This is a genomic window from Nitrosococcus halophilus Nc 4 (assembly GCF_000024725.1).
GTDB lineage: Bacteria > Pseudomonadota > Gammaproteobacteria > Nitrosococcales > Nitrosococcaceae > Nitrosococcus > Nitrosococcus halophilus.
Map to the genome: position 1 here is coordinate 1,986,709 of NC_013960.1, position 11,866 is coordinate 1,998,574.

Consider the following 11,866-nt stretch of genomic DNA (forward strand, 5'->3'; position numbering starts at 1 on the left):
TACCCGCAGCAAGGAATCCCTGAGAAAGGACCCAAAGTTATTCACTTTTTTGCTTATCCAGGCCAGTCATGAATAACGTGAGTAGTAAATCTAAACCACGGAATTTAAAATCTCGCAGCCTAGGTGGATTGCTTGATGAAAAGTTTAAACCAAGAGAGGAGCTATTAGCTCCTTGGCTCACCCAGCGCCACTTGAGCATGGTCTATGCACCTGCTGGCGTGGGTAAGTCTTGGTTCGCGCTATCAGCGGCGCTTGCCGTTGCAGGCGGCGGGAAGTTGTATCACTGGGATGCCCCCATAGCTAGGCGTGTGGTCTTCGTCGACGGTGAAATGGATATAGAGGATCTGCAAGAGCGATGCGAGAAGCTAATAGAGCCCCTGGATGTCAATATTAAAACAGCCAGAAATAACCTATTGTTTCTTGCTCAGCAGGATCAAAGCCTGGATGTCGAGTTTCCTGACCTGGCTACCGATGAGGGGCAAGCCATTGTGATGAAGCACATAAAGAACCATCGGGCAGAGTTTGTGATACTCGACAACTTCAGCACGCTTTGTGAAGTGGAAGACGAAAACGCCGCCTCTAGCTTTAACCCGATCATGCGGTTTCTGCGTCAGCTAAAGCAAGGGCGTATTGCGGCCATGTTAGTTCACCATGCCAGGAAGAACACCAGCGGCAATGGAAGCTACCGGGGAACCTCTAAGCAAGCGGTGATTTTCAATTCGATTATTAGTCTAAATCATCCCGACAGGATACCCGCACAAGGAGGAGCCACATTTGACATTGACTTTGAAAAATACCGGGGTCTTAGAGATGATCGGGTAGCACCCGTTAGAGTCAGCCTTCAGAATGACCCTGGAGAGCGCCCCCAGTGGGTTGTCGAGCCGCGATCAGATGCCAAGATAGTGGAAATGGTGCGAGCAGTGAAAGAACTGGCGTGTGCTTCCCAAGATGAATTGGCCGAGAGATTCGGTGTTACTAAGGGCACTATTTCCAAATGGAAGCGCAGGGCTATAGATATGGATCTAGTAAGTAGCAAAGCTTGGGAGGAGTGCTTAAAGGAGGCCCAGCAGGTACGCGAAGAGGAGGAGCACGCAGTATCCGATGTGTCTAACTTCTAAGGATTGCGCTTACAGAAGTCGTCCGGCTCGACTTCGAGCCGTACAGGATTCTTGCTTAGTTTCCGGTTTCTTACTCTCTATAAGGGGGAAACTGGAAACTTGCCCAAAGGCCATGCGACATGGGGCCTTGTGAGGGTTTCTAAGGGGCTAGTTTCCAGAATGTTTCCACCTTTACTACGCGACCCAAGTTTGGACCCGTTAGTAATCTCTGAGAATTTAACGAATACCAGCGCTTGCCCGTTTTAGCTTAATCGGACTGGTAGTGCAGTCTGCGTTTTCAACAGTATTGATCATGCGGTCTAGCCGGACCATGCACTTTTCTATTAGCAGCCCGCCATCACCATCACTGCTTACATTGGTGACAAATGGGCCAGCCTTGCTTGCACATCCGGAAAGCATTAAACCAGCTAAAGCTAGCTTTATATAATAAGCAGCGCGGATTTTCATGCCTAACTTTTTCTCCTTTATGGGTTGCATTTCGCGCTATAGCGTCCAAGCAGGAGTAAACTTTAGGCACTGGCTGAATAGGAGCGGGATTTAGTAGTTTCCGCAATTAGGCAGGGAAAGCGGCATAATGACCCTATATAAGCACGAAAACGTGTCATACAGAGCGTGTCATACAGCCAGCTTAAAATAGGGTATAACTAGCTGATTTATAAGGATATATAAAGAATGGTGCCGAGGGCGAGACTCGAACTCGCACGGTGTTTCCACCACCAGATTTTGAGTCTGGCGCGTCTACCAATTTCGCCACCTCGGCATTGCCCCCCCATTATATCGGAATTTTGACGTTCGAGAAGAGGTAAACCGGAATTTTAGCTGATAATGCTAAAATTTAGCGTTATGCAGCTAAGTGATTTTTCCTATGACCTTCCCGAGCGCTTGATTGCTCAGTATCCTCCTGAGCGGCGTGGAGAAAGCCGTCTGTTGTTTTTAGATGGTGCTTCTGGTGCCCTCAGGGATCAGCGGTTTGCTGAGCTTCCTGCCTTGCTGTCGGAGGGGGACCTGTTAGTATTCAATGATACCCAAGTGATACCGGCCCGGCTTCTGGGGGTTAAGGATAGCGGGGGTAAAGTGGAGGTGCTCATTGAGCGGATTTTGGATCAGCACCGGGCCCTGGCCCATGTGCGGGCGAGTAAACCCCCGCGGTCAGGGCGCCGGCTGGTACTGGAGCAGTCGGTTGAAGTGGAAGTCGGGGAGCGGGTTGCCGATTTGTTTGAGCTGCGCTTTTTGGACCCTCGTCCACTGCTGCAGCTCCTTGAAGCGGTAGGCCGCATGCCTTTACCCCCCTATATTCGCCGGGAGACGACCCCCATTGACAGAGAGCGATATCAAACCGTCTATGCTTCCCGCCCAGGTGCGGTTGCGGCGCCAACCGCTGGCTTGCACTTTAATGGGCCGTTGTTGGAACAGTTGCAGGCCCAAGGGGTGGAGCTAGGCTATGTCACTCTCCATGTAGGGGCGGGGACTTTTCAGCCGGTGAGGGTTGAGAACATCGCTGAGCATCGGATGCATGCCGAATATGTGGAGGTGCCGGAGCAGGTCTGTGCCCAGGTACGGGAGACTCAACGACTAGGGGGCCGGGTGGTAGCTGTGGGGACGACGACGGTGCGGGCGTTGGAAACCGCTGCGGCGGGAGGAGCCATTGCCCCTTACCAGGGGGAGACAGAGATTTTTATCTTTCCGGGTTATCGATTTCGGGCCGTGGATGCCTTGATTACCAATTTTCACCTGCCGGAGACGACGCTGTTGATGTTGGTCTGTGCTTTTGCCGGCCGCGACCGAGTGTTGGCCGCCTATCGCCATGCGGTTAAGGAGGGGTATCGCTTTTTCAGTTATGGCGATGCCATGTTGGTTACCGGGGCGGGAGCGGGCTAACCCATGTCATTGGCGAAAGTGCGTATTGTGTTGGTGGGGACCACCCATCCCGGCAACATTGGGGCGGCAGCGCGGGCCATGCATACCATGGGATTATCCCGGTTATACTTAGTGAATCCGGCGCGTTTTCCCTGTGCTGAGGCGACAGCGCGGGCCTCCGGTGCGGATGAGTTGCTGGCCCAGGCGGAAATTTGCACTAGCTTGCCCCAAGCAATAGCCGGTTGCCGAATGGTGTTTGGGTTGAGCGCCCGGTCTCGGAATATTTCTTGGCCGGCCCTAGATGCCCGGGCCTGTGGTGCCCTGACCGTCCAGGAGGCCCTGGAGGGGGAGGTGGCGATAGTGTTTGGCCGGGAACATTCGGGACTTTCCAATATTGAGCTGGATCATTGCCATTATTGGGTCCATATTCCAAGTAACCCAGCGTATAGTTCCCTTAACTTGGCGGCGGCGGTGCAGGTGATGGCCTACGAAGTTCGGATGGCCGCTATGGCAGGAGCTTCTCCCCCTGCCCGACGCCCCACCGAATCGCCGCCGGCATCCGTCGATGAAGTAGAAGGCTTTTTTCAGCATCTGGAGCAGACCCTGATAGAGATCGGTTTTCTTAATCCGAGTAATCCCAAGCTTTTGATGCGCCGCCTACGCCGCTTATTTTTTCGCGCTCATCTTGAGATCCGTGAAGTGAATATCTTGCGCGGGATTTTGACGGCTGCCCAGGATAAAGTAAAAGGGTGATAATGCCATAATTATGAAACAATAATAGGTTGTTATTGGTTTAATGCTAGGAATCTATTGATTAGGGAAATATGTTTGAAGGTTTGCGAGAAGAAATCAATTGTGTGTTCGAGCGGGATCCTGCGGCACGCAATGTTTTTGAAGTGGTCACCACTTACCCCGGCTTCCACGCTATTTTATGGCATCGGTTGAGTCACCGGCTGTGGAATTTAGGGGCGAGGTGGCCAGCACGAGCCATTTCTACCCTGAGCCGCTGGTTGACCGGGATCGAGATCCATCCGGCGGCCCGGCTTGGGCGGCGATTTTTTATCGACCATGGGATGGGGGTGGTCATTGGTGAAACGGCGGAAATCGGCGATGACTGCACCCTCTACCATGGAGTCACCTTGGGGGGAACCAGTTGGGAAAAAGGTAAGCGGCACCCCACCTTGGGAGACAATGTGGTGGTGGGGGCTGGCGCCAAGGTTCTCGGACCCATTCATATTGGCAGTGGCGCCCGGATAGGTTCTAATTCGGTGGTGGTCAAAAATGTCCCGGAGAATGCTACTGTCGTGGGGGTGCCAGGGCATGTGGCCCGATCGAAGGAGCAGCGCAAGGAAGAGGCCAAGCGCCGGGCGATGGCTAAACGCATTGGATTTGATGCCTATGGTGCCCCCCAGGATACTCCTGATCCCATTGAGCGGGCGATTCATGGCCTAATTGAACATATCCAGAGTTTAGACGACCGTATTGAGCAAATGGCCGCCGAGATTCAGCGCTTGGGGGGAAAACTTCCCGAGGAGCAGTTACCTGATCTGGAGGCTTGTGAATTATCTGCAGGCGGCAATGAGGAGGAAGCGAAGCAGCAAGCGGGCAAGGGCAAATCGGCGGCAGTCAAATAGTTGACTAATATGGTCAGTTATGTAACTCTTTGGTTGGTTGAACCCGATAACGCTTAATAATGAGGCGGATGACATGCGGCTAACAACCAAAGGTCGTTACGCGGTAACCGCGATGCTGGATTTGGCGCTACATTACGAACAGGGGCCGATCACCCTAGCGGATATTTCCCGTCGGCAAGGGATTTCTCTCTCTTACCTGGAACAACTCTTTGCTCGTTTACGCAAGAAAGGTTTGGTCGACAGTGCCCGTGGTCCGGGAGGTGGCTACCGCTTAAGTCGTGAGGCGGAAAAGATCAGCGTGATTGATGTGATCAGTGCGGTCGATGAGAGTGTGGATGCCACGCGCTGCCGAGGATTAAAAAACTGCCAGGGGGATCAGCGCTGTTTGACCCATGAGTTGTGGGAAGATCTCAGCCGGCAGATTTATGAATTTCTTTCCCGTATCACCTTGGGTGAACTGGTCCAGCGCCGCGACATTCAGGAAATTTCGGCCCGGCTGGATAACGCCGCCAAGGCAGGCTCGGTAGGCAGCGGTGACCGCGCCGTCCCCGTCGTGGTCGTCGATACCAATTAAGCTTCCTAAGGAGGAAGCAGGCATGGCAATTTATTTTGACCACAACGCGGGAGCACCCCTAGATGAACGGGTATTGGAAGCCATGCTTCCTTACCTTCGGGAGCAGCAGGGCAACCCTTCCAGCGTACATCGTTATGGTCGCCTCGCCCGAGAGGCCATAGAGCAAGCTCGGGCCCAGGTAGCCGACTTGGTTCAGGCGGCGCCTTCCCAGGTGGTTTTTACCAGTGGTGGCACTGAAGCCAATAATTTGGCGGTGTTTGGGGGCATGGGCCCCCGTCCCCAGGGGCATCTTGCCATCAGCGCAGTGGAGCATCCTTCACTGCGGGAACCGGCTTTGTCCTTGCGGGCCCAAGGCCTTACGGTGACTGAAATTGAGGTGGACTCCCAGGGCAGGGTGACTCCTTCCACCTTAGAGAGCGCACTCCGTCCCGATACCCGACTGGTTTCTGTAATGTGGGCTAGTAATGAAACCGGTGTTTTGCAGGATATCCCTACCCTGAGCGAAGGCATTCGAGATCAAGGGTGTATATTTCATACCGATGCGGTTCAAGTAGTAGGGAAATTACCCCTTGATTTTCGCCGTAGTGGCGTTCATCTCATGAGTCTTTCCGCCCATAAGATGGGGGGGCCTAAAGGGATTGGCGCATTGGTTGTGGATAGTAGTTTAGACCTTGCTCCGCTCCTGCAAGGAGGTGGCCAAGAGAAGGGACGGCGCAGCGGCACCGAAAATGTGGCCGCTATCGTGGGGTTTGGAAAGGCCGCCGAGCTTGCAAGCGCGGAATTGCATCACCGTGCCCAAGAATGGTCCCAGTGGCGGGAATATCTGGAGCAAGCCTTGCGGCAACTACCGGAGGTGGTCATTTTCGGAGAAATGGCTGAGCGTTTGCCCAACACTGTATTTTTTGCGGTTCCTGGAATTGAAGGAGAGACTTTGCTGATGGCTTTGGATAAGGCCGGGATTGGAGTCTCTAGTGGCTCGGCCTGCGGCAGCGGCAGTCATCAGCCTAGCCATGTGTTATTGGCCATGGGTATTGCGCCAGAGCTGGCACAAGGCGCGATTCGGGTCAGCTTTGGGGCTGGAAATAATTGGAGCCAAATAGATGAACTGGTTGCTGTGCTAAAAAGTCAAATAGACCAGCTGCAACGGATGTTGTTGTGTGCATATTGATTGATTAAGGAGAGGGCGAGAAATGGCAATTACAGTCACAGATTCGGCACTAAAACAGATTAAGAAAGTTCTCTCCCAGCAGGCAAATGTGGAAGGACTGCGGGTAGGAGTGAAAAAGAGCGGTTGCTCGGGATATGCTTATGTCCTCGGTTTTGCGGAGCAGGTAGAACCGGAGGATACCGTCTTCGACCATGACGGGATTAAGATCGTGATTGATAAGCAAAGCTTGGGGTTTATTGATGGTACCGAGTTGGATTATCGGCGCGAGGGTTTGAATGAAAGCTTTAAATTTCAGAATCCCAATGTGGTTGCCTCCTGTGGCTGTGGGGAGAGCTTCAGCGTTTAACCGCTTTAGCCGAGTGAGGGACGAGAATGGATGAAGAACAGTTCAATATGTCGGTGCGCAAGTTCCTCAAAACCTTGGGGGTGACTGCACAACGGGAAATAGAAAAGGCGGTAAGGGACGCCCTCGACAGTGGGCGTTTGCAAGGAGATGAAACCCTTAAAGCCCACGCTACAGTGAAAGTGGAAGGCATTGAGCTTAAAATAGATACGGAAGGGGATATTAAGCTCTCCTGAAATAAGACCCCCAAACTCACCAAGCTAAAAAGGCCCCGGAAAATCCGGGGCCTTTTTTATGGATGGCCTGTTGGAAGGGGCGATTATTCATCGCCACCGAAGATGCCTAACAGTTGCAACAGGCTCAAAAACAAGTTGTAAATCGCGACATACAGGCTCACCGTAGCCATGATGTAGTTGGTTTCCCCCCCATTAACGAGCAGGCTGGTTTGGAACAAAATAAAGCCTGACATTAACAGGATGAACATGGCTGAGACGGCCAAGGACAAGGCGGGGATTTGGAAGAGCATAGCCGCCAGTCCCGCCAGAAAGGCCACTAAGATGCCGACCATCAGGAAGCCGCCAATAAAGCTAAAATCCTTGCGGGTTGCCAGGGCATAGCCTGAGAGACCGAAGAAGATAGCGCCAGTCCCCCCTAAAGCCAGCATGACTGTTTCATGGCCATTGGGCAGACCCAAATAGAAGTTAAGAATGGGTCCCAGTGTATAGCCCATAAAGCCGGTCAGGGCAAAAATAGCAGCCAACCCCCAAACGCTGTTGCGCAGGGCATTGGTTAGAAATAATAAACCGAAGTAACCTACCAGGGTAATCACCCAATGCACTGGAGAGGCATTGGTTGCCATGGCAATCCCCGCAGTAACAGCGCTAAAAACTAGCGTCGCGGCGAGGAGGGTATAGGTGTTGCGTAGAAGCTTATTGGTCGCAAGTACCGAAGGTGCTGCGCGTGAAACTGCTTGATCATTGTAACTCATGGATTCTGACCCCTTTTATCGTTGGATCATCCTTACCTTAGAATTAGGAGTTTAGCCAACTATGACAACCGCTTAGCGGTTTAGTTCTAAGCTTACTAGTTTTCTTGAAAATAGCAATAGTTTGGTTTCTCTGGTATCTTTTAGTTATCTTCCATAAGCCAAAATCAGTCACTACCGTTTTGGCACTATGGTTATCGGAGGGCTGGCCGAGTGGTTGAAGGCACTGGTCTTGAAAACCAGCAGGGGCGAAAGTCCCTCCAGGGTTCGAATCCCTGGCCCTCCGCCAGTTTTTGATTTTAAGCTATTGATTGGGCTGGAGTTAGTACCTTTTTATCTTGCTCCAGTCTTAGTTTGTTGCAGCCGATATTTCCTTGCTGTGCTCTTTGCCAATCTTTGTACAAATCCCACAGGCAGAGAGCTTCGTCTGGCCTTGTAGATATCCAAGGGAATGGAACCTAAACAAGACAACATGCCGGAGTTTCGGGCAGAGACGGTGAAGCGAGTATTAAACAGGGGTTACCTGAAACAGGAGCGTCTACTATAGACCAGGAGACCTTAGTCACGATTGAAGATTTGGAGACCTATGCCATCGTCCACAGCCATGAAGCATCAGGATATCGGTTGGCATTTTGATAACACCTATGCGCAGCTGCCTGGCCATTTTTACACGAAGCTGCATCCTGTTCCTGTGCGTGAACCACGCCTTGTCATTGCGAATGATGCTCTGGCAGAGGAACTAGGATTAAATTTCAAAGCCATCTCTGAGGATGCGTTAGCGCAGCTTTTTTCAGGCAATCAGCTTCCAGAAGGTGCAGAGCCTCTAGCGCAGGCCTATGCCGGGCATCAGTTTGGCCATTTTACCTATTTGGGCGATGGGCGGGCCCATTTAATCGGCGAGCATCTCACCCCAGACGGCAAACGGGTAGATATTCAGTTCAAAGGCTCAGGCCAAACACCCTATGCCCGGCGCGGTGATGGGCGTGCAGCGCTGGGTCCGATGCTGCGGGAGTATATCATCAGCGAAGCCATGCATGCGCTGGGCATCCCGACCACCCGGAGTTTGGCAGTAGTCACCACCGGCGAACCTGTTTACCGGGAAACGGTACTGCAAGGAGCAATTCTGACACGTGTCGCGTCTAGTCATCTGCGTGTGGGCACATTTGAATATCTGGCTGCCCAAGAAGATAAAGCAGGCCTGAAGCAACTTACTGATTATGCTATCCAGCGCCATTATCCAGAAATAATAGACTCTGATACCCCCTACTTTGATCTGCTCAAGGCCGTCATGGCTTGCCAGATAAAACTTATCACCGAATGGCTGCGAGTAGGCTTTATTCACGGGGTGATGAATACGGACAATATGGCCATTGCTTGTCAGACCATTGACTATGGCCCCTGTGCATTCATGGATAGCTATGATCCCGGCACCGTGTTCAGCTCCATCGACTACATGGGGCGTTATGCCTATGGCAATCAGCCCCGTATCGCGCAGTGGAACTTAGCACGGTTTGCTGAGGCTATCCTTCCGCTACTGCATGAAAATATTGAAAAGGCTGCTGCAATGGCAGAGGAAGCCATCCAGTCATTCAAGGCATTATTGCAGCAGGAATGGCTGGCAATGATGCGTCGTAAGCTGGGGTTGTTCGGTGAAGAAAACGAAGATATGGAATTCATCAACGGGCTTCTGCAATGGATGCAGCGCAGTCATGCGGATTATACCAATACATTCCGTGACCTGATGGATGAACATTTTCCCGAAGATCCACACTATCAGGATCAAGCATTCAAGCATTGGTACGAGAGATGGCAACAGCGGCTGGAACGGAACACCAAACCGTTCTCATCCTCCCTGTGCCTCATGGGTGCGACTAACCCGGTGGTCATCCCCCGTAACCATCGTGTAGAAGCAGCGCTTAACGCTATGGAACAGAACGCTGACTTCTCAAAGCTACATGAACTGCTGGATGTGCTGTCTGAGCCCTATAAGGATAAAGAGAAATATACTAAATTCAAAAACCCTCCTGCGCCGAAAGAGCGTGTGTACCAAACTTTTTGTGGTACTTGATAACCACCGGTTTCAAGGTGACAGGAAAGAACGGGAAAGATGACGACTAACCTCGATACCCGTGCACCGGGTGGGGTCAGGTCTTGTCTATTGCTGTTTGTGAGTTTGTCGATTTTACTAGATGCTTGCCCGCCTGATAGGAGGTTTCAAGATTCGCCAATCAAAGCTAACCGGCAGTAAGGGGTTGCCAATTAGTTAGTCGTGGCCAGCACTGGAATAGTAATTAGAAATGCCCACCTATCCCGGTGATTATTTAGCTTGTTGGTATGCTACCGGCTTAAGCTCGCAGATTCGACCATATCGTGAAGCTCAAGCGAGTAAAGATTACGGAACCGCCAAGTGGAAAATTTCCTTTAAATTCACAGATGGATAAAGTTATGGGGGGACGGCTTTTGCCTCCGATCTAACTTAAATTCAATTTCGGCTCTTTATACCAAGGAGATTCAACACCCCATCTGTGTTTCGGCTTTAACAAAGTTGTCGTCGAATCATCATCTCCATGCAATATGGCGAAACTAGGCTGAGAATGCCCCGAACATAACGGTGGGAGCACGCTTTCAGGCGTGAGCGTAAGGAGCCCTACACGGGATTAATTGCCTACCACCATCGAAGCCGAGGGGCAAGGTGTTCGACAATGCATTCTCTATAGGAGGACGGTATGAGCTTGTACCAGTACGCACGCGTGGCGTGTATAAGCCTCATCGGCCTGACGCTGATCACTAGTACAGCGTCCGCGGATGATAATGACAACAAGAAAAAAGGGGGCAAAGATTTTGGTTCCAAGGTGGAACATTTGCTCCATGCGCAATCCCGAAAACTGTTTGGTTTTGCAGGACCCTTAAAGGAGTCTGCCGAAGGTAATGTCGATCGGTTGGTTGATCCGGAATCGCTTCCGGGTAGCGGGAATCCATTCAATGCCACTGACGTCGATGACCTTATCGAGCTCGCCCATGGTCTTCGTGCCGAGATTTTGATACCAATTCGTACTGACCCCGCATGTTATAATGAGGAGGTTTGAAAGCGAGTTTATGGGGAGGAGCGAGGTTGATGAGTCGCCGCCTAGAGCTAGAAATCACGGAGAGTGCCGAGGAATTAAAAGCGCTGCTTCACCAGCAGAGCGAGGTGAAACTCAAAGAACGAGTTCAGGCGTTATATTTGCTCAAGAGCGAGCAGGTCACCGAACTCAAAGCTTTGGGGAAAGTGCTAGGGCGCAATCCCTCCACCCTTTATCGCTGGTTTGAGGGGTATCGGGCCCGAGGGTTAGCAGGCTTGCTTGAGCTTGGGACGGCGCATAATGGGCGTGCCCGAGCTATACCGCCGGCGGTGGAGCAGGCCTTAAAGCAGCGTTTGAAAGAACCGCCGGGTTTTAAGAGCTATGGGGCGATTCAACAGTGGCTGAGGGAAGAATACGGGTTGCAGATTAAGTATAAAACGGTACATCAGACAGTACGTTACCGGCTCAAAGCCAAGCTCAAAGTGGCGCGCCCGAGCCACCTTCATCGAGAGGAAGCGGCGGGGGTGGACTTTAAAAAAAACTCCCGCGGCGCCTAGAAGTTTTGCCGGTCCTCTACGGGGCGGAAGACCCCGCTTTAGCGGTGCGGTATTGGTGTTACGATGAGACGCGCTTTGGGCTTAAAACCATCCCTCGGCGACTGATTACGTTGACCGGCACCAAGCCCCTAGCGCCGGTGCAATGGCAATTTAAAGCCTTCTATCTCTATGGGGCGGTGGAGCCGCTGAGCGGGGAAAGCTTCTTTTTGGAGTTCTCTCATCACGATAGCGACTGTTTTCAGATTTATTTGGATCACCTCGCTCAACGCTATCCCCACGCTCTCCATATCGTTCAACTTGATAATGCCAGCTCTCATTGGGCCAAGAAGCTGGAGTTGCCTGAGAATATCGTGTTGATGTTCCAGCCTCCCTATAGCCCCGAGCTCAACCCTATCGAGCGACTTTGGCAACACATGAAAGATCAGCTCAGTTGGGTTCTCTTTAGCACACTGGACTCCCTTCGACAGACTGTCGGGGAAATCCTCCAGGACCTCACTCCACAAACGATTCGTTCTTTAACCGGTTACCCCTTCATCCTCTCCGCTTTAAAACATGCAAATATTTAAAG

General features: G+C 51.9%; 14 protein-coding genes and 2 tRNA genes. 13 read left to right on the plus strand and 3 right to left on the minus strand.

The window, feature by feature from the left end; translation table 11 throughout:
* The first annotated feature begins 128 nt into the window (after positions 1-128).
* Complete coding sequence (locus tag NHAL_RS09330; protein ID WP_041354817.1) at positions 129-1,118, plus strand: AAA family ATPase; 990 nt, start codon at positions 129-131, stop codon at positions 1,116-1,118.
* A 216-nt stretch (positions 1,119-1,334) separates the two neighbouring features.
* Here NHAL_RS09330 and NHAL_RS09335 read toward each other — a convergent pair whose 3' ends face one another.
* Both NHAL_RS09335 and NHAL_RS09340 read right to left on the minus strand, forming a co-directional pair.
* On the minus strand, positions 1,335-1,565 hold the full coding sequence (locus NHAL_RS09335; protein ID WP_049780629.1) for a hypothetical protein: 231 nt from the start codon (positions 1,563-1,565) through the stop codon (positions 1,335-1,337).
* A 226-nt stretch (positions 1,566-1,791) separates the two neighbouring features.
* Positions 1,792-1,878, minus strand: a tRNA-Leu gene (locus NHAL_RS09340).
* An 83-nt stretch (positions 1,879-1,961) separates the two neighbouring features.
* Here NHAL_RS09340 and queA point away from each other — a divergent pair.
* From queA to NHAL_RS09375, 7 genes are all read left to right on the plus strand, one after another.
* Positions 1,962-2,996 (plus strand): tRNA preQ1(34) S-adenosylmethionine ribosyltransferase-isomerase QueA, encoded by a 1,035-nt coding sequence (queA, locus tag NHAL_RS09345; RefSeq protein WP_041355601.1) that lies wholly within the window; start codon positions 1,962-1,964, stop codon positions 2,994-2,996.
* 3 nt (positions 2,997-2,999) lie between these two features.
* Positions 3,000-3,728, plus strand: a complete 729-nt coding sequence (trmJ, locus tag NHAL_RS09350; RefSeq protein ID WP_013032902.1) for a tRNA (cytosine(32)/uridine(32)-2'-O)-methyltransferase TrmJ — start codon at positions 3,000-3,002, stop codon at positions 3,726-3,728.
* Positions 3,729-3,799: 71 nt separating this feature from the next.
* A complete protein-coding gene (gene cysE / locus NHAL_RS09355) occupies positions 3,800-4,609 on the plus strand; it encodes a serine O-acetyltransferase (protein ID WP_013032903.1) in 810 nt (269 codons plus the stop codon).
* A 73-nt stretch (positions 4,610-4,682) separates the two neighbouring features.
* Positions 4,683-5,183: a Fe-S cluster assembly transcriptional regulator IscR gene (gene iscR / locus NHAL_RS09360; protein WP_013032904.1), complete on the plus strand. Its 501-nt coding sequence runs from the start codon at positions 4,683-4,685 to the stop codon at positions 5,181-5,183.
* 22 nt (positions 5,184-5,205) lie between these two features.
* The gene (locus NHAL_RS09365; protein ID WP_013032905.1) at positions 5,206-6,351 is read left to right on the plus strand and encodes a cysteine desulfurase family protein; all 1,146 of its coding nucleotides are present in this window, start codon (positions 5,206-5,208) and stop codon (positions 6,349-6,351) included.
* Between the two features lie 22 nt (positions 6,352-6,373).
* Positions 6,374-6,697 (plus strand): HesB/IscA family protein, encoded by a 324-nt coding sequence (locus tag NHAL_RS09370; protein WP_013032906.1) that lies wholly within the window; start codon positions 6,374-6,376, stop codon positions 6,695-6,697.
* Positions 6,698-6,723: 26 nt separating this feature from the next.
* Complete coding sequence (locus NHAL_RS09375; RefSeq protein ID WP_013032907.1) at positions 6,724-6,930, plus strand: DUF6494 family protein; 207 nt, start codon at positions 6,724-6,726, stop codon at positions 6,928-6,930.
* Between the two features lie 83 nt (positions 6,931-7,013).
* On the opposite strand, the gene NHAL_RS09380 is transcribed toward NHAL_RS09375, so the two are convergent.
* Positions 7,014-7,682 (minus strand): Bax inhibitor-1/YccA family protein, encoded by a 669-nt coding sequence (locus tag NHAL_RS09380; RefSeq protein WP_013032908.1) that lies wholly within the window; start codon positions 7,680-7,682, stop codon positions 7,014-7,016.
* Positions 7,683-7,878: 196 nt separating this feature from the next.
* Between NHAL_RS09380 and NHAL_RS09385 the strand changes: the two genes are divergently transcribed.
* From NHAL_RS09385 to NHAL_RS21960, 5 genes are all read left to right on the plus strand, one after another.
* Positions 7,879-7,968: transfer RNA gene (locus NHAL_RS09385), tRNA-Ser, on the plus strand.
* Positions 7,969-8,265: 297 nt separating this feature from the next.
* Positions 8,266-9,747: a protein adenylyltransferase SelO gene (locus NHAL_RS09390; protein ID WP_013032910.1), complete on the plus strand. Its 1,482-nt coding sequence runs from the start codon at positions 8,266-8,268 to the stop codon at positions 9,745-9,747.
* 658 nt (positions 9,748-10,405) lie between these two features.
* On the plus strand, positions 10,406-10,765 hold the full coding sequence (locus NHAL_RS09395) for a hypothetical protein (protein ID WP_013032911.1): 360 nt from the start codon (positions 10,406-10,408) through the stop codon (positions 10,763-10,765).
* Between the two features lie 29 nt (positions 10,766-10,794).
* Positions 10,795-11,298 carry a helix-turn-helix domain-containing protein gene (locus NHAL_RS21955; protein ID WP_041354723.1) on the plus strand — a complete coding sequence of 168 codons (504 nt, stop codon included), beginning with the start codon at positions 10,795-10,797 and terminating at the stop codon, positions 11,296-11,298.
* A 5-nt stretch (positions 11,299-11,303) separates the two neighbouring features.
* Positions 11,304-11,864: an IS630 family transposase gene (locus NHAL_RS21960; RefSeq protein ID WP_157862509.1), complete on the plus strand. Its 561-nt coding sequence runs from the start codon at positions 11,304-11,306 to the stop codon at positions 11,862-11,864.
* Positions 11,865-11,866 lie beyond the last annotated feature (2 nt).